Annotated in this window: 22 protein-coding genes; 7 read left to right on the plus strand and 15 right to left on the minus strand. The window is 34.0% G+C overall.

All coding sequences use genetic code 11. The features are described 5' to 3' along the window. Positions 1-12 precede the first annotated feature (12 nt). The 8 genes from DZ60_RS24475 to DZ60_RS0119575 all read right to left on the minus strand — a co-directional run bounded on the left by DZ60_RS24475 (position 13) and on the right by DZ60_RS0119575 (position 11,026). Positions 13-3,681, minus strand: a complete 3,669-nt coding sequence (locus DZ60_RS24475) for a T9SS type A sorting domain-containing protein (protein WP_025743704.1) — start codon at positions 3,679-3,681, stop codon at positions 13-15. An 83-nt stretch (positions 3,682-3,764) separates the two neighbouring features. Continuing rightward, the gene (locus DZ60_RS24480) at positions 3,765-4,142 is read right to left on the minus strand and encodes a peptidase associated/transthyretin-like domain-containing protein (RefSeq protein ID WP_025743705.1); all 378 of its coding nucleotides are present in this window, start codon (positions 4,140-4,142) and stop codon (positions 3,765-3,767) included. An 80-nt stretch (positions 4,143-4,222) separates the two neighbouring features. Then, positions 4,223-5,776 (minus strand): L-piperidine-6-carboxylate dehydrogenase, encoded by a 1,554-nt coding sequence (amaB, locus tag DZ60_RS0119550; protein WP_025743706.1) that lies wholly within the window; start codon positions 5,774-5,776, stop codon positions 4,223-4,225. Positions 5,777-5,911: 135 nt separating this feature from the next. Further along, positions 5,912-6,451, minus strand: coding sequence for a 3-hydroxyanthranilate 3,4-dioxygenase (locus DZ60_RS0119555; protein WP_025743707.1), 540 nt, complete (start codon positions 6,449-6,451; stop codon positions 5,912-5,914). 125 nt (positions 6,452-6,576) lie between these two features. Beyond that, complete coding sequence (locus DZ60_RS24485; protein ID WP_081740539.1) at positions 6,577-8,355, minus strand: DUF5018 domain-containing protein; 1,779 nt, start codon at positions 8,353-8,355, stop codon at positions 6,577-6,579. 264 nt (positions 8,356-8,619) lie between these two features. After that, positions 8,620-9,402, minus strand: a complete 783-nt coding sequence (locus DZ60_RS24490; protein WP_025743709.1) for a leucine-rich repeat domain-containing protein — start codon at positions 9,400-9,402, stop codon at positions 8,620-8,622. A gap of 102 nt (positions 9,403-9,504) precedes the next feature. Further along, complete coding sequence (locus tag DZ60_RS0119570; protein ID WP_152537476.1) at positions 9,505-9,822, minus strand: hypothetical protein; 318 nt, start codon at positions 9,820-9,822, stop codon at positions 9,505-9,507. 280 nt (positions 9,823-10,102) lie between these two features. After that, positions 10,103-11,026, minus strand: coding sequence for a hypothetical protein (locus tag DZ60_RS0119575; protein WP_025743711.1), 924 nt, complete (start codon positions 11,024-11,026; stop codon positions 10,103-10,105). Positions 11,027-11,152: 126 nt separating this feature from the next. Here DZ60_RS0119575 and DZ60_RS0119580 point away from each other — a divergent pair, with 126 nt between their 5' ends. From DZ60_RS0119580 to DZ60_RS0119595, 4 genes are read left to right on the plus strand one after another with little or no spacing between them, the layout of a single operon-like run. After that, positions 11,153-12,148, plus strand: coding sequence for an NAD(P)H-dependent glycerol-3-phosphate dehydrogenase (locus tag DZ60_RS0119580; RefSeq protein WP_025743712.1), 996 nt, complete (start codon positions 11,153-11,155; stop codon positions 12,146-12,148). A 47-nt stretch (positions 12,149-12,195) separates the two neighbouring features. Next, on the plus strand, positions 12,196-12,651 hold the full coding sequence (locus tag DZ60_RS0119585) for a nuclear transport factor 2 family protein (RefSeq protein WP_025743713.1): 456 nt from the start codon (positions 12,196-12,198) through the stop codon (positions 12,649-12,651). A 19-nt stretch (positions 12,652-12,670) separates the two neighbouring features. After that, the gene (locus DZ60_RS0119590; protein WP_025743714.1) at positions 12,671-13,522 is read left to right on the plus strand and encodes a sulfurtransferase; all 852 of its coding nucleotides are present in this window, start codon (positions 12,671-12,673) and stop codon (positions 13,520-13,522) included. A gap of 29 nt (positions 13,523-13,551) precedes the next feature. Next, positions 13,552-14,655: a glycoside hydrolase family 3 N-terminal domain-containing protein gene (locus DZ60_RS0119595; protein WP_025743715.1), complete on the plus strand. Its 1,104-nt coding sequence runs from the start codon at positions 13,552-13,554 to the stop codon at positions 14,653-14,655. 35 nt (positions 14,656-14,690) lie between these two features. Here the strand turns inward: DZ60_RS0119595 and DZ60_RS0119600 are convergent, their stop codons facing one another. The 4 genes from DZ60_RS0119600 to dprA form a co-directional block, all read right to left on the minus strand. Continuing rightward, the gene (locus DZ60_RS0119600; RefSeq protein WP_025743716.1) at positions 14,691-15,029 is read right to left on the minus strand and encodes a hypothetical protein; all 339 of its coding nucleotides are present in this window, start codon (positions 15,027-15,029) and stop codon (positions 14,691-14,693) included. A 253-nt stretch (positions 15,030-15,282) separates the two neighbouring features. Beyond that, positions 15,283-15,588 carry a helix-turn-helix domain-containing protein gene (locus tag DZ60_RS0119605; protein WP_025743717.1) on the minus strand — a complete coding sequence of 102 codons (306 nt, stop codon included), beginning with the start codon at positions 15,586-15,588 and terminating at the stop codon, positions 15,283-15,285. Positions 15,589-15,647: 59 nt separating this feature from the next. Beyond that, positions 15,648-15,950 carry a hypothetical protein gene (locus DZ60_RS0119610; RefSeq protein WP_025743718.1) on the minus strand — a complete coding sequence of 101 codons (303 nt, stop codon included), beginning with the start codon at positions 15,948-15,950 and terminating at the stop codon, positions 15,648-15,650. Between the two features lie 16 nt (positions 15,951-15,966). After that, on the minus strand, positions 15,967-17,067 hold the full coding sequence (dprA, locus tag DZ60_RS0119615) for a DNA-processing protein DprA (RefSeq protein WP_025743719.1): 1,101 nt from the start codon (positions 17,065-17,067) through the stop codon (positions 15,967-15,969). Between the two features lie 166 nt (positions 17,068-17,233). Between dprA and DZ60_RS0119620 the strand changes: the two genes are divergently transcribed. The 3 genes from DZ60_RS0119620 to DZ60_RS0119630 all read left to right on the plus strand — a co-directional run bounded on the left by DZ60_RS0119620 (position 17,234) and on the right by DZ60_RS0119630 (position 19,897). Further along, positions 17,234-18,256, plus strand: a complete 1,023-nt coding sequence (locus tag DZ60_RS0119620) for an HU domain-containing protein (RefSeq protein WP_051477691.1) — start codon at positions 17,234-17,236, stop codon at positions 18,254-18,256. 102 nt (positions 18,257-18,358) lie between these two features. Next, positions 18,359-18,994: a hypothetical protein gene (locus DZ60_RS0119625; protein WP_025743721.1), complete on the plus strand. Its 636-nt coding sequence runs from the start codon at positions 18,359-18,361 to the stop codon at positions 18,992-18,994. Positions 18,995-19,384: 390 nt separating this feature from the next. Beyond that, positions 19,385-19,897 carry an acyl-CoA thioesterase gene (locus tag DZ60_RS0119630; RefSeq protein ID WP_025743722.1) on the plus strand — a complete coding sequence of 171 codons (513 nt, stop codon included), beginning with the start codon at positions 19,385-19,387 and terminating at the stop codon, positions 19,895-19,897. A gap of 18 nt (positions 19,898-19,915) precedes the next feature. On the opposite strand, the gene DZ60_RS0119635 is transcribed toward DZ60_RS0119630, so the two are convergent. Genes DZ60_RS0119635 through DZ60_RS0119645 form a run of 3 tightly spaced genes read right to left on the minus strand, consistent with a single transcriptional unit; the run spans position 19,916 to position 23,295 of the window. Continuing rightward, positions 19,916-21,145: a murein hydrolase activator EnvC family protein gene (locus tag DZ60_RS0119635; RefSeq protein ID WP_025743724.1), complete on the minus strand. Its 1,230-nt coding sequence runs from the start codon at positions 21,143-21,145 to the stop codon at positions 19,916-19,918. Then, a complete protein-coding gene (locus DZ60_RS0119640) occupies positions 21,142-21,915 on the minus strand; it encodes a DUF4292 domain-containing protein (RefSeq protein ID WP_025743725.1) in 774 nt (257 codons plus the stop codon). The genes DZ60_RS0119635 and DZ60_RS0119640 overlap by 4 nt, the downstream gene beginning before the upstream one ends. A 6-nt stretch (positions 21,916-21,921) precedes the next feature. Further along, positions 21,922-23,295 carry a tetratricopeptide repeat protein gene (locus tag DZ60_RS0119645; RefSeq protein ID WP_034230191.1) on the minus strand — a complete coding sequence of 458 codons (1,374 nt, stop codon included), beginning with the start codon at positions 23,293-23,295 and terminating at the stop codon, positions 21,922-21,924. Between the last annotated feature and the right edge of the window lie 13 nt (positions 23,296-23,308).

The following is a 23,308-nucleotide window of genomic DNA, read 5'->3' on the forward strand; positions in this document are numbered from 1 at the left end:
TTGACTACAAAATTATTGTTTTACCAATTTAAATGGCTGCATATTTGCACCATCAATCTGAAGGATATAAACCCCAGATACCAAATTGCTGGCATCCCAAATAACTGTAGATCTTTTCTCAACATCTGATTGTGTAAACACACGTTCTCCCAATAGGTTATAAACATTCATTGAAAGTGCTTTATCTGTATCTAAATCACCTATAGTAACCTCGAAAGTACTCGAAGATGGATTGCGCCCTACAGAGATTCCTTTTGACTCATCTAGTACCAGTAGTGGCTCATCGAATGCAGCAGAACTTGTATCGGTTGATTCGCTACTTATAACACCAAACACCTGAAATATCTGATCAATAGGTGGTCTTCCGAGTGATAAAGAAGCTGGAGTCCAATCAACTGCTCCTGTACCAAATAAATTTAAATTATCTCTAAAGAATGGTTCCTCTCCGATGCCTCCATTTTGAGAGGACCAAAACCATTGTGTAGCATCTGGGTTAAATGGCAAATTAGCATATACTGATAACCAATAGGTCCCTTCTTCTAATTGCGCTGCCTCATTTAATAACAAATTCAAATTCGTATCTGTAGCATCAGAAATAGGAGCAAGTTCTCCACTATTATATACTTCTTCTCCAGGTGCTCCCAAATTATCTTGATAAATTACTACGGTTGCACTGGTAAAAGTTGGTGTATTATTTGCTACACCAAATGCAACAATTCTTTCTATAGTCCAAGTATCACCTTCTGCTACTGTAAAATCGTCTGCTGTTTGGGCTAATCCACCAAAATCAGTAAAAAGTTGAGATGGCATTACTGTAATCGAAGCATCATTTTGTTCATACACTGCCTTCTCAGAAACACTAATAGTGAATCCTTCGGCAACTGTTTCTTCTCCACTTGTTGCCACGAGACTAATCGTTGCTTCATCTCCTATTATTAGTCGGTTATACACCAATTTTATTGTGTTCCCCTCTAAGGTTGCTGTTACAAAGTCAGGATTAGAATTTGAGAACTCTATATCAATCGGAGCCCCCCCAGAATGAACAAACAAATCAGTTATATCAATTTCTGCTTCTGTTTCTTCAGAATTTTGAAATAATGTAATATCAGATAGCAAATATGCTACACTTAATTCTGATTCTGGTAATTCATTGAACAATGGGAATTTTGCACTATACAAACCATTACCATGAGAAGCAACAGCTATAAATCCATCTTTACGTGTTTTTACCTCATCAGTAACCGCAGTACCGATTACAATATTTTCTTTTCTCCAAACGGTGTTACTTCCATTTAATCTAGTGGTATAGTAAAGACCAGTACTCGTAGCAGCATAGATTCTTTGTAATCTCGCTCCTAATACTCCTTGACTTCCTCCAAAAAATGCAGTGCTACGTACAGAAGGGCCATTACCTGATCCATCAGCATTTTGCTCTAAGTTACCACTAATATTCATCCAAGTATCTCCGCCATTTTCAGTAAGAAATAAACTTATCACTCCATAATTAGAAAAGGTAACAATCACTCTATCAGAATCAGATGGATCTACATTGATGTCATTTATGAAAGCTGCTGGCAATCCTTTTCCGGTAGAAATATCAATACCTTCCTGACCGTCAATATTTGCATTATCCATTTTGTAGATCTCTCCTGTACTCGTACCATAATATAATCTGTTTGCAACCGGATAGGTAGAAACATCTAATGCTAAAATAGCAGTTCCAACTGGGGTATTCCCGTTAGACAAATCTGTCCAATTTACTGTAGTACTTGCATTAGAAAAAAGTGGAATTTCATCTAAATTCCTATTTCTCCACATTGTATTACCTGCCGGCATATACATAATATTGTCGTTATTAGGATCAAGTACAAATGGTGCTACAAATGAAAAGCCACTTGCTGCAGCAGGCTGTACACGAGTAAATGATTGAAACTCTCCAGCTTCATTAAAATTAAACCTATATACACGTCCATTTTGTGAAGATACGTACCTAGTAAGTCCTCCATCTGCTATAGCATTATACGAACCATCACCTCCAAAATCTTCTATCCAAGCATCTGTAGTGTTTGTAGAAGAAGTAAACCAAGTACCATTATCCTGAAAACCTGCAACTAAATCATCACTATTAGCTTCTGGATCAAAAGAAACGTGGTAAGGTTGCGTTGTAATATACCCATTATTCAAAGAAGTCCAGTCTACTGGTTCTATATCATCAAGTGTCATTGTTATATCCTCAGTAACGAATACTCCTCCATCATTTCCTGATAGTGCTTTGTTTGGATTTGATGGATAAAAAATTAATACGTGCTGATCAGGGTGCTGATCAGTGTATACTGAAACATTGTTTAAAGGAGAGTATCCTGCAATCCAGCTTTCCTGACCTGCTGGCGTAGTAAATCCTGTGGTAGATCTATATAAGTTTGTACCTCCTACAAACATAAGGTTAGAATCTGCAGGACTAACTTCTATTACCATATTGTATTCTCCTTGTAAGTTAAGGTTTCCTACGCTACCGCCTATTGATGATAATGGTAAATTAGCAGTAAGGTCTGTCCAAGTATCTTCTGGTGTTGCTGCCGAAGCATCGTACTTACTTAACACTCCAGAACCTGCAGCATCACGTGTAAGAAAATATACAATATCTTCATTTGACGGATCTATTTCGATAACCGTTCTTCCGTAATCAGTACCAAAATCCGCTGGTGTAATATTTGTCCAAGTATCTCCATCTGTAGAGGTAAAAAAACCTGCGGGAGTACTACCAAAATCCATAGTGGCATATATTTGACCTGTTGAAGAAATTGCTACTTCTGCTTTGGTATCAAAACCACCTGGCAATACCTCGGTAAAAGAATTTCCTCCGTCTTGTGACCTTAGAACACCCGTTAATGTACCTAAATATAAGTCTCCATTAGTCGGATCAATGGCGATAGAATTTACAAGATCAAACGCAGAATCAAAAGAACCTGGAGTTTGGTTTACCGTTGAGTTAAGAAGTTCCCATGTACGCCCTCCATCTTGAGATTTATACACACCTGATCCTTGATAAAATGCTCCACCTGCCGAAGCTGAATTACCATATCTTTCTCCAGAAACATAATACCAAGTAAAACTTTTTGATGATCTAGGGTCTTGTATTATATCCGTAATACTTGGATCCTGAAAAGATCGTGTTACTTTTGTCCAAGATTCACCTCCATTTTCAGAACGCCATAATCCACCAGAAACACCTCCTGCTAGAATTACATTTTCATTAGTACGGTCTATTGCCAACGCTCTGGTTCTTCCTCCTACATTATAAGGACCTCTGTTTTGCCAATTAGAATATGTACTTGCTTTAGATGATTTTGCAGCAATGGCAAGTGACTTTTGAGAATCGTCTCCTGTACCTATTTTAGAAGAAAACTCAACCTCTGCTTTTCTAATTCCGTCAGGAATTTTACCTGAAGGATCAGCCAGTCTCATAAATTCAAAAGAACTACGGTCCTGAGCATTGTCAGGAACACGTTCGGCCTTTTGTAAATTGTCATATAACTTGGACATTTTATACACCTGATGTCCTTTATTATGGGGTGTTGCAGCATGATTAGCTGTGGGTTGTTGTGCACTAACTGACGCGGTAGCTACAACAAGAGATAATGCACAAACATTATGTTTGAGATAAAATAAAACTTTTTTCATTTTCTAAGTTGATTTGTGAGTAATTCACAAATATAACTTAAAAAATCGATTTTTTTTCCTAAAAATTAGGCAAAATCAGAAATTCATTGGCTTTTCACCAATAAAACCTCGACGCTTTCGGTAATTACATGGCATAAATCTTCTCCAACAACAATAGGGTCACTTGTAAAAGTATTATATCCTGATTTGGTTACAATTACTATGTAAGAGCCCGGTCTTTCATATGCTCCCAAAAACAAAGCACTACCAGAAAAGTTTTCTAATGATTCAGAATAATCACCTTCGGTTATTACTACTTGTACCTCTTCAATCAGAAGTGTATCATCTTCAGCATCTTTTACTGTTACCTCAATTCCTGGTCTTGCTTCTTCAGTGCAGAGAATGGGGTTCTCTGTTTTATCCTCATCATTCGAACACGCAAAAAGTAACGTTAGTATACCAATTAAAAAAAACCTATTCATCTATTTCTAATCTTATTATTGTATTAAGTAAGATGTACATCAGAATCGATGGTTGCGTTTTATTATCTTATTAAGAATGATTATAGATCAAATTTTATTCCTTGAGCTAATGGCAACTCGGTAGTATAGTTAATCGTATTTGTTTGTCGTCTCATATATACTTTCCAGGCATCAGATCCTGATTCTCGACCACCACCTGTTTCTTTTTCGCCTCCAAAAGCTCCTCCTATTTCTGCACCTGATGTTCCTATATTTACATTAGCAATACCACAATCAGAACCTACATGAGATAAAAAAAGTTCTGCCTCTCTTAGATTATTTGTCATAATTGCTGATGAAAGCCCTTGAGCAACTCCGTTTTGAATATCGATAGCGTTTTCTACGCTCCCACTATATTTTAAAAGATAAAGTACCGGGGCAAAAGTTTCATGTTGTACAATTTCGAAAGAATTATTAGCTTCTGCTATGGCAGGTTTCACATAGCAACCGCTTTCATAACCGTCTCCCGAAAGCACGCCACCTTCGACAATAATATTACCTCCTTGATCCACTACTTTCTGTAATGCATTTTTATATCCATTCACGGCATCCGTGTCAATTAATGGACCAACATGATTATTTTCATCTAGTGGATTTCCAATCTTTAATTGCTTATATGCGTCAACCACAGCATTTTTTACAGCATCATAAACATCTTCATGAATAATCAATCTACGTGTAGAAGTACACCGTTGACCTGCTGTACCCACAGCACCAAAAACGGCACCTATTACCGTCATTTTTATATCTGCATCTGGAGTAACTATAATGGCATTATTCCCTCCTAATTCTAAAAGAGATTTTCCTAGTCTTTGCCCTACTGTTGCCGCTACTATTTTTCCCATTCTTGTTGAACCTGTTGCAGAGATCAAAGGGATTCTTTTATCAGTAGTCATCATCTCTCCTACTTTATAGTTGCCGTTAATCAAACATGAAATCCCTTCTGGAAGTTGATTGTCACGTAAAACTTTAGCAATTATATGTTGACAAGCAATACCACATAATGGAGTTTTTTCGCTTGGTTTCCAAACGCATACATCTCCACAAATCCATGCTAAGGCAGTATTCCAAGCCCAAACAGCTACCGGAAAATTAAATGCTGATATTATTCCTACGATTCCTAGGGGATGATATTGTTCGTACATTCTATGACCTGGTCGTTCTGAGTGCATCGTAAATCCGTGCAACTGACGGGATAGACCTACAGCAAAATCACAGATATCAATCATCTCCTGCACTTCTCCCAAGCCTTCTTGATAGGATTTCCCCATCTCATATGAAACAAGTTTCCCTAATGGTTCTTTTAATTTTCTTAATGCTTCTCCGAATTGTCTTACTATGTCTCCCCGCAGTGGTGCAGGTTGTACACGCCATAACTTATATGCTTCTGCTGCAGTTTCAATTACTTTCTCATAATCATCTATAGAAGTACTTTCTACCTCTGCAATCAGTTTACCATCTACTGGAGAGAATGAAGTGATTTCTTCTTCTGAAGAATACCAAGTAGAGCCTGTAGAAGTCCCTTTATTATGCAATTCTATTCCTAATTGTTGTAATGCTTCTTGAATACCAAAATCTATAAGTGATACTGCCATGATATATTGCGTTTTTAAAAAGTAAAAGTACTAATTTTTACAAATATTTCAATTTATGATCTATTTGCAAGCTTTTTGTTGACTATTTATCAAAATTCAAATTTCAGAATTCATTCGCTCACATCTTTTCAGCATTTATGATTCTGATACAAATCGTTCATCTACAGACATAACACTATCACAATTAGAACATGTCCTTAGACTTTTACTACCATAAAAATCTTTGAAATGCTTGAGAAAATCTTTTTCTATATCATTAAGTTTAAAATATACTTCATGAAGCTTATTGTTACACTGATCACAAAACCAAAGTAATCCATCTTCGGCATCGAGATCTACTCGTTTTCTTTCAATCACAAGACCAATTGACCCTTCGTGACGTACAGGAGAATGTGGTACTTTGGCCGGATGTAAATACATATCTCCTGGACCTAATTTCATTGTTTTCTTTTTTCCTTCCTCTTGAACATGTACTTCAATAGTTCCTTCTAATTGATAAAACAGTTCTTCGGTTTCGTTATAGTGGTAGTCTTTTCGGGCATTAGGCCCTGCTACAATCATGACTATATAGTCACCGGCGTCTTTATATAAATTTCTATTACCAACAGGTGGTTTTAATGTATCTCTATTGTCTTCAATCCATTTTGTAAGATTGAACGGTTTCGGGATCGCCATTTATTCGTTTTTTTATGGAAGATAAAAGTACGAATAGTGTAATGCTTTTAAAAATTTAGTAAATAAAAAACAAAAATTAAGATTTGATTTCCTTGACACTTATTTTTTGAATGTTTTCTATAGTATTATTCACACTCTACATCATCATCCAAAAAAACAAGTACATCATGATTAATTTCCAGATCACAAACCTCTTGAGGGATAGTTGTTAGATTATTCGATTGCAGAAACAGTGTATTTAAATTAATCAAATTGCCAAGAGATGAAGGAATGCTACTGATGGCATTATAACCCAAAGAAAGATATTCTAAATTACTTAGGTTTCCTATTGAAGAAGGAATGCTAGTTATACTATTATTAAATACATAAAACTCTGATAACTCACCTAAATTTCCTATCTCAGAAGGAATACTGGTAATCAAATTGTCATTAAGATATAAATCTTCTAAATTGGCGAGATTGGCAATTGATGAAGGAATATCTGTAATAGCATTATTGTTTAAATGAAGATCCTTCAAATTGGTAAGATTGCCCAGCGACAAAGGAATGTTGCCTAGCATATTATGATCTAGGTAAAGTCTTTCTAAACTAGTTAGATTGCCAATCGATGAAGGAATTGAATTAATGTTATTCTGAGATAAATACAAAAATTTCAAGGTTTGTAAACTTCCTATCTCATTGGGTATATTATCAATATCGTTAGAGATCGCAAATAGAAATTCCAAATTATTTAATTCTCCTAACTCTGGTGGTAAGGTGGTGATATTTCTATCGTTCAATAATAGTAGTGTTACATTACCATTAACGTGAGATACTCCGTCCCAGGAATCCATAGTCTCATCATTAAGATCCCAACCTAAAGTATTCCCAGAATTCATTTGATAAAACAATACTAATATTTCTCTATCTGTTCGAGGTAGCACTATTGCTGTTATCAAATAATTTTGAGAAGTTCCATCTTCTGCTGTGACTTCATAAACAAGTGGATTAGTGAAATCCTGCACCTCTTGACTGTTAGGAGATACAGAAGCAACACTAGATATGTTTAACGACGGTATTAATGCAGTTAGTGATGTGCCAAAAGGAAAGCCCACTGTTACTGCATTAGTTTTCTTATCAATTACCCCAACAACATCCTTAGAAAGTCCAGGATTATCAGCCGCTGTAAATACAATATCCAGTAGTTCTTTTTCTGTGTTTTCTTCTATGGTAACATTTACCGTATAGCTTTGAGCGGTTCCATCTTCTGCGGTAACGGTATAAACCACAGGGGCCGTAAAATCATGAAGTTCCTGATTACCCGGAGACACTATAGCTTTGTTAGAGATTCTTATGGTAGGAATTAAATCCGTAAGAGCCGTATTATAAGGCACCAAAACAGTAATTGTATGGGTTTCGCTATCTATTACTCCAGTAATGTCTTTTGTTAACTCAGGATTATCTTCAGCCCTAAATATAAAGGACAAAAGTTCTTTTTCAGTACTTTCTTCTGTTGTAACGGATACCGTATAATCCACTCTCGAAGTATCTTCTGCTCTTACAGTATAGATAACCGATGTAGTAAAATCTTGATGTACTTGACTATCGGGAGATACTGTTGCCTTATCTGATAGAGAAATTACAGGAACTAGTTCGGTTAAAACCGTGCCATAAGGTACAGTAACAGTAATTATTCTATTTTCTTCATCAATCACTCCTCTAATATCTTCAGAAAGTTTTTCGTTTTCAGTAGTCGAAAATACAAAATCGGTAATTTGTTTCTCACTACTTAATTCTTCTACATCGTCTTCTTGTATTTCTACACCATTATCATCTTTGCTACAAGAGAACATTGACATACAAAACAGTATTATGGCAATACTATATCGAATCCATTCCTTGTAGCTTAAACTTTTCAATATCATATTATTTACACTTACACCTGTTTTCAATACTAGAAAACCTATTACAGCTTGAAACTAAGAAAACACCTAAGGTATATTATACTTACAAACCTCTTTTCTAAAGCTCGAAGACATCAACCTAATTAAAATTCATAGTGCAAAATTAAATATATAGCGGTCGACAAAAACCCCTGAATCCCGTGAAAAACAGCAGCTTAACAAGTTAAAATATCAGGCATGCATTACCGCCAATTTGGTGCTAAAACGCTTTTATTTTTAATACCTTTACTCTACACATTGTACTCCTTCATCTAGGTCTACATTAGTACCATAATTCGTTTCTAGATCACACACTTCTTGAGGAACCGTGGTTAGAGAATTAAAAGACAAAACTAAATAGTCTAAGTTAATTAGATTTCCAACTTCTACAGGAACACTCGTCAATGAATTAGAATACAATGTAAACTCTTCTAAATTCGTTAAATTACCTATCGTCTCAGGAAGACCTACCAATGAGTTATTGTTTAACAATAATGTTTTTAAACCTGTAAGTTGTCCTATCGTCTCAGGAAAATGACTAATCTTATTACTACTTAAATCGATATATTCAAGATGACTTAGATACCCTAATTCTTTCGTGAAACTTACAATATTACTATCACTAAGCTCTAATCGTGTTACATTTCCATCCTCGTGCGTTACGCCAGTCCATGAATTCATAGTTTCATCACCCAGATCCCAATCTAACACCCTATAATTTGCATCAAAAAAGAAGATTAATGATTCTCTATCTGTTGTCGGTTCGGCCCTTGTTACCGATATAGTATATTGCTGAGGTTCGCCGCTTTGAGAAGCTACTAAATACCGTACATCCGAAGTAAAATTATTCGGAACCTCACTAGCTGGAGATACCGACGCACCATCTGAGCTTTTTATCGTCGGTTTTAAAGAAAGATGCGACACTACTTCGGGAAAAGTAACTGTGACTGTATAATTTTCCTGATCCACCACTCCTACTACATCTTCAGAAAGTTCTGGGTTTTCTGCCGCTCTAAAAACGAAAGACAAAAGTTCGTTTTCACTATTTCTTTTTGGGACAACGGCTACTCGGTAATTTTGAGTAGAACCACTTTCGGCTGTTACCGTATAAACAACAGGAGTAGTAAAATCCTATGTTTCTTGGCTATCAGGAGATACCGTTGCGTTTTCTGACAGTGTTATTGTTGGTGTTAATTGATTTAGTTCACTACCATAAGGAACGCTCGCCTTAATCGAACCGTCATTGTAAAGTATACCTATTACATCTTGAGACAAGTCAGGGTTATCACTACTTCTGAAATTGAACGTAATTATTTCTTTTTCATTACTTAAAATTCCTGCACCACCATCATCGTCTTCTTCAATTATGTCATCATCGCCACCAGGAAATGATTTTTTATCATCACTACTACATGAAAACAGAAACATCCCTGTGAGTAAAAGAATCACTATTAGTTTTACTTTTTGTCGAAAATTTATTGTTCTAGTATACACTGTTGGTTGTTATTTCTTTTGTTTATAACAACCTACTATATAATTACGCAAAAACATTCACCGTTTTCAGTGAAAAACAAATAATTAACAAATATGAAGTTACTCATTCACATCTATTGAATTTGAGTAAATTCTCAATAAAAAAGAAATCGCTCAAACAAGATTTCTCTTGTAGAGCGATTCCCAACTAAATAACCAACCAAAAAGTTATAATTGTTTAAGTGCTAATTCACTTTTATTTTGAAAGCTTCAAAAAATCCGCTTTTTTAATTCGTTTTGTTTGATTTTGGGTCTGTTGACCGCTTTTCGCATTTTTAAATTGTATAAGACCTCGTCCTACAAATTGGTAAACGGTCTCAGAAGCAGGATGAAACAATTCTATTTTACTATCATTGATAACGGATAATTCGAAGAATTCATTGCCCAAATAATCGTAATCAAGTGTTAAAGTTTTCCCATAAAAATTATTTACTATATCATTTACTTCATAGTGACCTATGTAATCATAATAGATATCATCTATAGAAAATCCATTTTGATCTCTAGAACTTTTAAAATTTTCTCCTGAACCAAAATATGCGAATTTTAAATAGTTTTCATTATCAAATTCATTCAAAGCTCCATAATCACTGGTAAACACTTTTTCCCAAGTTTCATATTCTTGAAGAAAATAATGAATGTTATCATAAAAGACTCTATCATAGTCAAAGTTGTTGCGCTGATATCCTATTAAAAAATAACTTGTATTACTAATTCTATCATATACCTCGATTTCGTTATTAGAAATTTGGGTGATCACAAGCTCATAAGTTCCATCAATATCATGACTAATATCAAGCTCCATTCTAAATGTATCATAAAACCCTACATCGAGTCCGAAACCACCTCCATTACTTCCCATTCCTACCAAGTTATTATTGGCAAAAAAAGTTCCGTTTCTAAAAGATACCGTGAACGCACTTTGTAAAAAAGGAATTTCACCATTACCTCGTGTACGTTCTATATCTACATACCAGATTTCGTAATTGGTCAATAATGAATTCAAACTTATACTCGGTTCATCAAAAAAAACATCTTCTTCGATAATAACTTCTGCTACACAAGAAGTTAGTAATAGCGAACCTAAAAAAATGGCTGAAAGTAATTTTAAAGTCTTCATAAGGTATGTGCTTTATTAATTTTGAAATAGTAGTAACCAAAACGCATGCCAAACTTTTAATTAATTGATTTTCAGTTTTTTAATATGCTGTGTATTTTCACTATTTTTGAACTAACAATTACAATCATGGAACAAAATCCAAAATTTGCTGTTATAGGTGGAGGAAGCTGGGCTACGGCCATTGTAAAAATGCTAACCGAAAATTTAACCGAAATCGGGTGGTATATGCGCAGTAACTATGCTCTTGAACATATAAAAAGACAGAAACACAATCCTAACTACTTGAGCTCTGTAGAGTTTAAGATCAAACAACTAAAATTAACTAATGATATTAATGAAGCAGTAGCATATGCTGATTACCTAATTTTTGCTATCCCATCAGCCTTTCTAAACAGCGAACTTCAGAAGCTTACGGTCCCACTTACTGATAAAATCATTTTCTCTGCCATCAAAGGAATTGTTCCCGAAACAGGACTAATTGTTGGAGAGCATTTTAACGATATTTATAAAATCCCGTTTAACAATATTGGTGTTATAACAGGTCCCTGTCATGCCGAAGAAGTTGCTTTAGAACGCTTGTCTTATTTAACAATCGCCTCTAGTGATGAAGAAAAGGCTCAAATGATGGCCAACCAATTAAGTAGTTATTATATTAAATGTAAAACAAGTGATGATATTATTGGTACAGAATATGCCGCAGTATTAAAAAACATCTATTCTGTAGCTGCAGGAATTGCGCACGGACTAGGATATGGAGATAATTTTCAGAGTGTTTTAATGAGTAATGCAATTCGAGAAATGAAACGTTTTATTAAGAAAGTACACAAAATGAAGCGTAACATTAACGATTCTGCTTACTTAGGAGATCTATTAGTAACTGGATACTCTGTTTTTTCTCGTAATCGCATGTTTGGTAATATGATTGGTAAAGGATATACTGTTATGAGTGCACAAATGGAAATGAATATGATTGCCGAAGGATATTATGCTGCCAAAACTGCTTATGAATTAGATGCCAATAAAGCAACCAGAACACCTATAATCGATGCGGTACATGATATTTTATACGAAAACAAGAATCCTAAAAAAGTATTTAAAAAGCTAACCGAAAAACTAGATTAATTATTCTTATCTTCAAACTATTATTTTTCATCAAAAAAACATATCTAATGGAGGCACTTATTGAAACTTTTTATACTGCTTTAAATAATGGTGATGCAGAGACAATGGCATCCTGTTATCATGATGAAATCATTTTTGAAGATCCCGCATTTGGAACCTTAAAAGGAGAACGCGCAAAAAACATGTGGCGTATGTTATGTAAGAATGGCAAAGGATTTAGAGTAGAGTTTTCTCAAGTAGAGGCTAATGAAAATAACGGAAAAGCCCATTGGGAGGCTTGGTACACTTTTAGCAAAACTGCAAGATCTGTTCATAATAAGATTGATGCAAAATTTGAGTTCAAAGACGGAAAAATTATAAAACATACAGATTATTTTGATATACACAGATGGGCATCACAAGCGATGGGATGGAAAGGAAAACTATTTGGCGGTATGAATTTTTTCAAAAAGAAAGTAAATGAACAGAGTAATCTTACTTTGGACAAGTTTATAGGTTCTTGATTTTTTGAAAATTTGATCCATGAATACTCTTGAAATTACACAACCTCTTGTTTCTATAGATTGGCTTTCTAAACATCTGAATCACCCTAATCTCATAGTACTCGATACTACCATACCAAAGATCGCTTCGCAAAAGGCAGAACAATATTCAGGCCTTGGTATAAAAAATGCGCGTTTTTTTGATATCAAAAAAACATTCTCAAATATAAATACAGAGATCCCAAATATGCTACCTTCAACAGAACAGTTTGTAAAAGGATGCATGTCATTAGGAATATCTAATCATCATACTATTGTAGTTTATGACACCTTAGGAATATATTCTAGCCCAAGGGTATGGTGGATGTTTAAAATAATGGGGCATCATAATATTGCTGTTTTAGATGGGGGCTTTCCGGCATGGAAAAAAGCAGACTTACCTTCTGAACCTATTAATACAAATAAAAAAACATATAATATTGAGAATTTTGATGCTGAAATGAATCATGAATTAGTAATAGATGCCTCTTCGCTAATCAATCAAATTGACAATAAAAACAGCCTAATTTTGGATGCTCGTTCTCCTGGTCGATTTAATGCACTAGAACCAGAACCTAGAGCTAGCCTTACTGGTGGGCATATCCCAAATTCGATCAACTTGCATTATATGCAGTTACTTGATAACGGCAAAATGTTACCAATTCCTGAACTAAAGCAGATTTTTAATAAATTGAAGATCAAGGATACAAAACTAATATTTACCTGTGGATCAGGAATTACAGCCTGCATTCTTATGTTAGGTGCAGCATTAGCAGGCTATCATAATGTATCTGTATATGATGGATCGTGGAGCGAATGGGGACAGTTAGATGGTGTACCTATTGATTGCTAAAATTACCCTAACCTACTTAATCATACATTATGACTTATTTTTTTCGCTTAACTTTCTTTTTAACTTTATTCTCTATTGCTGGATACGCACAAAAAATTCCTAAATTCGGATTGCACGATTTTTACACCTATAACTCTGAATTAGAATATACTGTTGATTCTATTTTTAATACACTTAGCGATCGACAAAAAGTTGCTCAAATGATTATTACCTCTGGTGGTGAAATTGGCAAACCCGAAGCTACGGTAAAGAAATTGGCAGAGCAAGAGGCTATAGGAGGAGTTGTATACCTTAAAGGAAGTAAGTCAAAACATATTGAACACATTAATGTCCTCAATACTATTACAAAAAATAATAAATCCATCCCACTCCTATTCAGTATGGATGCTGAACCTAGTTTATTTGCAAGTAGAATTAAAGGGGCACGTGATGTTGGTAAAACTATAGACATCAAAACAGAAGCAAAATCTGATTCTGTTGTCAATATTATTAATAGTGAACTAAGAGAGATAGGAGTGCATCATAATTATGCACCGGTATTAGATATTAGCCCTAATAACGAAGCCATTAAATCCCGAAGTTATGGTAATGATAAAGAAGCTGTGGTTAAATTGGCAAATCAATTTATAAAATGCACACAAGAAGGAGGTGTTATAGCTACTGCGAAACATTTCCCTGGACACGGTTTGGTAAAGGGAGATACTCACAAACAAAGTGTATATATAGATGGACCTTTATTAGAAGTCGATAACTATAAAAAAATTATTGAAGATGGTGTATTATCAATAATGGTAGCACATATCACTATCAAAAATAATGAAGAGTATGCTACAGATGGAATTCCGTCAAGTTGTTCGAGAAAAATAGTAACGGATTTATTAAAAAAGAAAATGGGGTTTAAAGGTGTGGTTATTTCTGATGCATTAAACATTATGAAGGCAGTCACTATCCTTGATAATGCTCCGCTTCGAGCTTCAAAAGCGGGTTGTGATCTAATTTTGATGCCAAAAGACGAAATAAAAACTATTACATCTATTCTTACCGAAATGAAAATCAATGCTGATTATAAAAGGCAAGTAGTACAATCCGTAAAAAAAATATTGCGACTCAAGATTTGTGCAGGTTTAATATAGATGATCTGAGAATTTTGACTGGGTATCAGTTATTCTCATTGTTCTTGTCTTAACTTATGATGTAAAGCCATATAAAAATCAAAAACAGCCTCCCTAATCATATTATCATCCTTTAAATCAAACTGCTTTGCATAAGTACTTGAGGTAATATAATACCACTCGCATAATTGATCTGTCTGTTTCGTAAAACCCATAAAACCCAAAATAACTGCGCTCAATTCTATCGGATATGAAGACGTATCAAAACCTACGGTTCGTAATTCATTGATAAATCGAATCCCCAATAATTCATTCTTAATCAAGAATAATATTAAATCATGTTGTTTTGATAGTTTAAAATTAGGTAAATACTTAACATCACGGTTTACATCCATATTTGTAAATTTTATATTTAAAAGAAACAGGTGGTACACAATGCATAAAATACTTATGTACTGGTTTTTGATTACTCATCTATTCTAGAAATACGTACCTTTTCTGAAGAAAAAAGGCAAATAGAATTACAGGGATAGGAATCTATAATTCTGGTCTATCGGACTCTGATATTTTACACAAAATTCAGTATTGGCGTTATCTGATTGCACCCTTATACCAACAATGTGCAAAATATACTTTTATATTATTCTGTTATTTTTTTAATGTTCTTCTGTAGGCTGCTTTTTCTTCAGCTACTTTAAGCACTTCATTTGAGCAATCCATTTCGTAAATATGTTTTGCCAACCGATCACTTTTATACTCATTCTGCAATTTATCTATATTAAGATCAAAAGTGTCTGCTAATTTGCTAAGTCTCTTGTCATCAAAATCCCTTTTCCCATTTTCGATTTTACTAAGATTTGCAGCATCAAGATCTAATCGGGCTGCTAATTGTGTTAACGTGAGCCCTTTTTTTGTTCTTAGCATTCGAATATATTCTCCAAAAGTTTCTTTCATTTGACTTGTCAATTCATGACAAATTTAGTGATTTTTTATCATATCTAATCAAGACCTTCTTATAATTTAATTCCTTTTACCAAAAAAGTTGCTTTAATAGAGTCTTCCTTAAGATGTAAAAATTCTTTCCTTCTTTTATCATCACTAAAATTTTTAAAGTCTTGTTCTGATGCAAAAGAAATAAAGTGTATTTCATATGGAATATCTTTTTTTCTAGATATAAAAGTTTCTTTTGTAGGTCTTAGACGATATATTAATTCTCCTTGATAATCGTTAAGTATAGGGATCGCTAATTCTTCAAATTGATGAAAAACTTCTTCTTTTCCTTCTTTGATAAAAATCATCATTGTAATGTAAATCATATATGCTTGATCTAAATTAAACCACCTCAAACAGCTTCCCTGGCAAAGGTTTAATTACTCCCTTGAGTTCCATGTTTAACAAAACAGAAGCTGCTCTAAAAGTAGGTATCTGACATTGCAGGGCAATAACATCAAGTAATTCTTTTCCTTGTGATGTTAAAAAATCATGAATCTTTTTTTCTTCTTCATTTAATTCTATGAATAACTTTTTTTGTACGGGTTGTTGTTTTTGATCAAGTTCCCAATTGAGCATATAAATAAGATCTGCAGCACTAGTCAACATATGGGCACGATTTGTTTTTATCAGCATATTACACCCTTTACTAAGCGGGTCATTTGCACGACCCGGTACTGCAAATACATCTCTATTATAAGAATTTGCCAACTCAGCGGTGACTAATGAGCCTCCTTTGTCAGCACTTTCGATCACTATCGTAGCTTCACTCAATCCCGCAATGATTCGATTGCGACTCAAAAAATTCTTACGATCAAAGGTATCAGTACTCCAAAAATCTGTAAAAAACCCTCCGTTTTCCTCTATCTGAGCCACATACTTTTTGTGAGTTTTTGGATATATTTGATTGAGTCCGTGCGCCAGACATCCCACGGTTTGTAGATTGTGTTTTACAGCAGCGCATTGTGCTGTAATATCAACCCCATATGCAAAACCAGAGACAATTACCGGATCTAATGGTGCCAGAGTAGCAATCAATTCTTCACAAAACTTTACTCCGTACCGTGTAACTTTGCGTGTCCCTACTATACTTATTAACTTTCTGTTGGTCAGGTCAATATTTCCTGAACTAAAAAGCACTACCGGACTATCAATACAATGCTTCAATTTCTCAGGATACCCAGGCTGATCATATACTTGACACCTAATATTATTGTTTTCTATAAACTTTAATTCATTTTCTGCTGCATGACGATGGGATGGATTATGAAGATCCTTAATTTTTACGGTTCCTATACCATCAATTTTTAATAAGTTTTTTGGTTTTTCTTCGAGAACACCTTCTGCAGATCCTACTTCTCGTATTAATTTTTTAATAGAGTTATCCCCAAGATTAGCTACTTTTTTAAGGCTCAATAACGCAAGAAGAGTATCAGTTGTCATGTAATTCATTGATAAGTAGTGCAAGAAACAAAAAATATTAAACTGTTAATAAATTCGACAAAGATAGTTTTTATGAATTCCATTTTTTTATACCTTTGAGTAGACAGAAAACCTCACTATTACGGTAAATTTTGGGGATATTAATTTTTTAGAAGGGGCTATGAAAATGAATACTACAGCAGCATATATAAGTGAATTATTATATAGATACGAATGCGTAATCTTACCGGGATTTGGTGCTTTTTTAACAAGAAGACAACCTGCTTCTATTGAGGATACTACGAATGCTTTTTATCCTCCTAAAAAACTTCTGTCGTTCAATAGTCAGTTGCAGAACAATGACGGTTTACTTGCAAATTATATTGCCTCTGCAGAAAATATCTCTTATACAGATGCAGTAGCAAAAATTCAACGTTTTGTACTTTCTCTTACTGAGAAAATTGCAAATGGTGAACGTGTAATTTTAAGTAAAATCGGGGCATTTTATAGTTCTACAGAAAACACACTTCAATTTGAGCCTTCTCAAGAAGAAAACTATTTAAGTGAAGCTTTTGGATTAACCTCTTTTGCTTCTCCCAAAATTATACGAGAAATTGAAGTACAACGTGAAATTTACAAAGAAGAAGTTGAGGCAATTGAAAAAGTAACTCCTATTACCTTTACTCCAGAAAAACGTCGTGAACGACCTTATTTACAATACGCAGCGGCAGCAGCAATTGTTTTTGCTATTGGAGGATTTTTTGGATTGAAAGAAATTAGTAATAAAAACATAAGCTTTAATCATAACGAGTGGCAGAAAGCCAATCAGGAGATAGAAAACAAAATACAGGAAGCTACTTTCGAAATATCAAACCCATTACCAGCAATCAACCTGACTCTTGTGAAGGGTGAAACACATATAAATAAAGATATTGCTACTGATAATACGATAATATCATCTGTATCAAACGAAATTGTCTCCAAAAACTATCACGTCGTAGCCGGAGCTTTTAGAATAGTTTCTAATGCCAATAAAAAAGTATCCCAACTCAAAGAGCAAGGATACAATGCCAGAGTTGTGGGTATAAACAAACATGGATTACATCAGGTTGTTTATGATAGTTATGAGAATAGATTAGAAGCTCTAGAGATTCTTCGAGAAATTAAAAAAGAAAGTCCAAAAGCATGGTTATTGGTTAAAGAATTTTAACCCATCTTTTATTTCATTACCAAAATTATAAACTTTTAAGTCTTCATTAATAGCAAGATAATATTATATATTTAGGCATTCTAAATATACAAAATCAGGGTGATGAAACTTTCGATATTCAAAAAAACCGCATTAGCAGTTGTTCTAATTGTCACTTGTTTATCATGTAAGGTTGATGAAGATATTCATATTATAGTTTATGAAAATAATTTTATAGGAGAACAAGCCGGTCTTTTTTTTAAAGAGAAACTACATATTTCTGAATTAATTGATAGTATTAAAATATACGGAACCCCAATTCCGGCAAATAAAATCAAAACCATTATTGATACTAGTAGGGCAAATCAACTGCAAATACCTTTAGACCAATTAAAAAAATATACCGACTCGGTTCTCGAAAAAAATATAGAAAATCATGATTTGCAAATGGTACTTGCTACCTCTTATACTCTAAAAGACGGAAACAGAATTCCATTATCAAATATTGTTGATTTTTCATCCTACAGCGGATATCATGAACCTGAGATATTTATACCTGATCCACAAACATTTTACTACAATCAGAAAAAAGTAATCTATATAAAATTACTTCCTAAAAAAGGAAAAAAGAATTTGGTTATCGAACATATACATGAGCAATTGGGGCCAGAATTGAGAGAATCCTTGTTTACCATAGAAAAAATAACAGGTCCTTATATAAATTATCAAATCATTAAGAGCAAGCCTAGTACCCTTTAGATCTTAGACTAAATTCTTCTAAAAAAACAAACCTCTTTTTGAGTTCATAATTTTAGAATATACGTAATACCATTGCTGGTCTAAATTTACCCAATAAGAATTCATCTTTTTGTTTGATACCTCAAAATAAAGGAAAACTTATAGGTATTACAGAATATATCGCTAATCAACATTTTTAAGCATAACCATAGCCCTTTTACTCGTTTTAAATACTATGCTAAAGCATATAGGTGTTTTATTTTAGACCTACTAAAAACCCTCGTAGTTCAGACACTATGTATAAATCGAATTAAAAATTGAGTTAAAATTTGCCTGTATCTTAATTACTAATTTTCTAATTCCCCGAATTACCCCATATCTTTATATCTTTACCAAAAATTTAGAATTTCTATGAATGCTAAATCTCCTTCAGAATCTGTTGCCATACTTACTGATCTAGTTTTGCCAAGCGAGACTAACCCGCTTAATAATCTCTTCGGAGGTGAATTATTAGCTCGTATGGATCGTGCTGCCAGCATTGCTGCAGGAAGACATTCGAGACGCATTGTTGTTACTGCTTCTGTAAACCATGTAGCATTTAACAAAGCTATTCCTATCGGTAGTGTGGTCACTGTAGAAGCAAAAGTTTCTAGAGCATTTACTTCTTCTATGGAGGTGTTTATCGACGTTTGGGTAGAAGATCGCCAAAGCGGAGACAAAACAAAAGCTAACGAGGCCATTTATACATTTGTAGCAGTAAACGAAACCGGAACCCCTGTTGCTGTACCACCAATAAAACCTGAAACTACCCTCGAAAAACAACGGTTTGATGCAGCCTTGCGCCGTAAACAATTGAGTCTTGTTTTGGCTGGTAAAATGAAACCCGATGATGCTACAGAACTCAAGGCACTGTTTGTAAGATAATATCCTATCCTATAACAATTACATTTTATACACCCAGCTTTGAGGATTTAATCGCTGTGCATTTTGATAAATTAAAAATTTCATGATAGCTCTTCCCGTTATTGGATTGGTTCGTACTTGCCCAATTACTTGTTTGGTCGCTACTTTATCCCCTTCTTTTACATTAATACTTTCTATATTATAGTAGGTTGTTATGTAATTTCCGTGGCGTATCTGTATAAGACGACTAGCTCCTTTTAGTTTTTGGATAGCAATTACTTCTCCCTCAAAAATGGCTCTTGCCTTCTCTCCTGCCCTCGTTTCGATCTCTACACCACTGCTGTTAATTTGTATATTAGGAAGCGTAGGATGCGGCTGACGCCCGAATTTTTTGGTTATTCTTCCTGTCCCAACAGGCCATGGCAATTTTCCTTTGTTCGCAGTAAAATTATCTGCCAGTATTTTGGCCTCTGCTGTAAGTGCAAAAGTAGTCGCTGATCCTTTTTTGGTCACCTTCTTACCCGCTTTTTTATTTGCCTTTGCAATCGCATCACGAATTAACTTTTCTATTGCTTTATCAATAGCACTCGCTTTTTGTTCTTTTAATTTTATTTGTTTGGTGTACGTCCCTTGTTTTTTACGAATAGACGCCATCAAAACTTGTTGTTCTTTCTTCTCGTTAGTGAGCTGTTCTTGTTCTATTCGATTTTCTTCTATTAATCCCTCTTTATCCTTTCTTTGCTTAGACAAGTCTGTATTTAAAACTTCTAATGCTCTGGTACTTTCTTCTATCTGGTCGGCCTGCTCTTTTCTGTGTTCATTATATTGTTTCATGTACTGCAGCCGCTTATAAGCCTGTGCAAAATCAGATGAAGACAAAAGAAACATAATCTTACTTTGATGGGATTTACTCTTATATGATTTTGAAATCATTTTTGCATAATCTTCCTTCAACATAGTAAGTTCTTTGCGATATGCATCCATTTTTTTGAAATTGACATTGATTTCTCTAGTCAATAAATTAGCCTGTTGATTGGTAATCTTTATAAGGTTTTTACGAATACTAATTTGAGAATTAATAGTCTCTACCTCATCGAGTACAGAACGTTCTTTGAGTTTATTATCTTCTCTCAGCTGCTTCATTTGTTCTATTTCCTCTCGAAGTCGTTGCCGTTCTTCTTCAAGCTGTTGTTGCTTAGTACTTTGAGAAAAAGATGGATTGCAAAACAGGAGGACGCCAAAAAAAAATGTACTTATTAAACTTCTCATTGAATAGTAACTTGCTTATTTCCTGATGGTATTGTAAACGGAAAACTTACCTTTGAATTGTAATCTACGGTTTTATATTCTATATCGATTATCGTTTTTTCTTGTCCCTGAAGTGCTTCTATATAAATCTCTTTGGGAAAATATTGATTTCCAATATTTTGGTAACTTTTGTATAGAATTGTGAGGTCTCTATTTTCCTTTGGTTGTTTGAGTCGCTGCTGTAACATCTTAAAAGAATCAGATCGTATTAAAAAAAGGCGTTCAAACAATTCTAGTTCCTTTTTGGGCTTGAGTTCATACCCAGTATCTATCACGGATGATTTGTAACTGTCTTTTCTAAGATTAAAAAGTGATTGACCCAATAGTAATTGCTGTACTTTTTCAAAATCCAACTCTGTTCCTAACCACTCACTCAATAATTGAAAATCTCCTTCAAAATAAGTGCTATTTATTTTTTCGTAATAGCTCACTTTCTCTGGGGTAATTAGTGCTTTAGCCAATGTAATACCCAATATTTTTACACTAACCCAAATAGTTTCATCTTTGGCCATTCTTAGGCTTACAGAAGGACTTACGGATCTTGTGCCATCATCATACCTAATTTTAAGCCTCGCACTAAGCGTTTCAAAATTAAACGATTGGTTATAATGATTCGCTATGATTTTTTCTGTGCTTAATTTTTTAACTCTAGTATCCCCGATTGTCTTAGTTGACTTACAAGATGTAAGTATTACTAAACAAAAACATAATAGACAGCCTATCTTATTCATTAATCGTTATGATTTTTTTTGAAGTTCATGTACCTTTTGCTGATACTCTAGTGCCTTTGTTGTATCTCCTTTTTTTTGGTATCCACTACTAATTTGCTTATAAAAATCAGCTTCCATAATCTTATCATCAATTACATAATCTATACCTGTATTAAGAATTTCGAGTGCCTGATCTACTTTTCCTAAATTTAACAAAGAGACTCCATTTACCAAATAAAAAATAGGCTGAGCAGGAAACAATTCTAAAGCTAAATTACTCCCCTCAAGAGCTTTTGAATATCGTTCTAAATCTACTTGCAAGAATAAAATTCTTTTCAGTAATTCAAAATCAGTAGCGGTCTCCTTTATGCCTCTTTCATAAAAATTAAGAGCCTGTTCTTTTTTATTCTTTTTATAAAAATAATTACCTAATTCTGTAAAAATCTTTGCCGTATTATCCTGACTTGAGAATCCTGACAGCACATCTTCTAATTGTGATTCATATTGTGGATTTATATCCAAAAAACTCAAAAAATCATTAATAACTTTATACTTAGAATCTGGATCAACTGCTTCACCTTTTAACGCAATTTTCATTGATGTAATAGCCTTTTCTACTTTTCCTTGATCAAGATAGAACTTGTATAATGCCAAATGTACCAATTCGGATTTTGGTTTTTTCTCTAAGAGCAGTTTGGCCGTTTCGAATGCTTTTTGTTTTTTATTATCCTGACTATAGAGATAGATGAGATTGAGATAGTTCTGTTCTACTTTGGGTTCATCTTTTATCTTTTGCTCTAATTTACCTATCTGATTATTAGGATTAGTAAGCTTCGAAGTAATCCGTCTTCGTATACTATCTCTATAGCTATCCCTACCGAATTCTTCATCTAACTCATCAAGTACTGTTAATCCATCATCATATCGTTCTTCAATGATATACAGATTTGCCAATTGTTCTTTGAACATAGAATCAAAGGTCACTAACTTCTCTACCACTTCTATAGACTCTTTGTATTTATGTTCTTGAAAATAAACAGTAAACAGGTACTCTAAAACGAACTTATCTTCTGGCCTTACTGCTATTACTTTCTTAAAGTTTTCTTCGGCCTTTTGAAACAGTTTGAGTTCAAGATAATTCTTTCCTAGTTCTAAATACAAATAATCAGGTTCTGAATCAATGGCAACACATTTATTTAATGCTTCGATTGCTTTATCATAATTGGTAATAGCTCTTTGCTTAAGTGCCTCAAAAAATAACTCCTGAAATTCATCAGAAACATTTCCCAAATCGTCGATATTAATCTCTTGTTTTGGTTGTATTTCTTGAGCAAACATATGACCAGTTCCTATTATAAAAAACAGAAATAGCAGATACATATGTTTGCTGTAAGTATTCATTTATCTTGTGTAT

The organism is Aquimarina pacifica (assembly GCF_000520955.1).
GTDB classification, from domain to species: domain Bacteria; phylum Bacteroidota; class Bacteroidia; order Flavobacteriales; family Flavobacteriaceae; genus Aquimarina; species Aquimarina pacifica.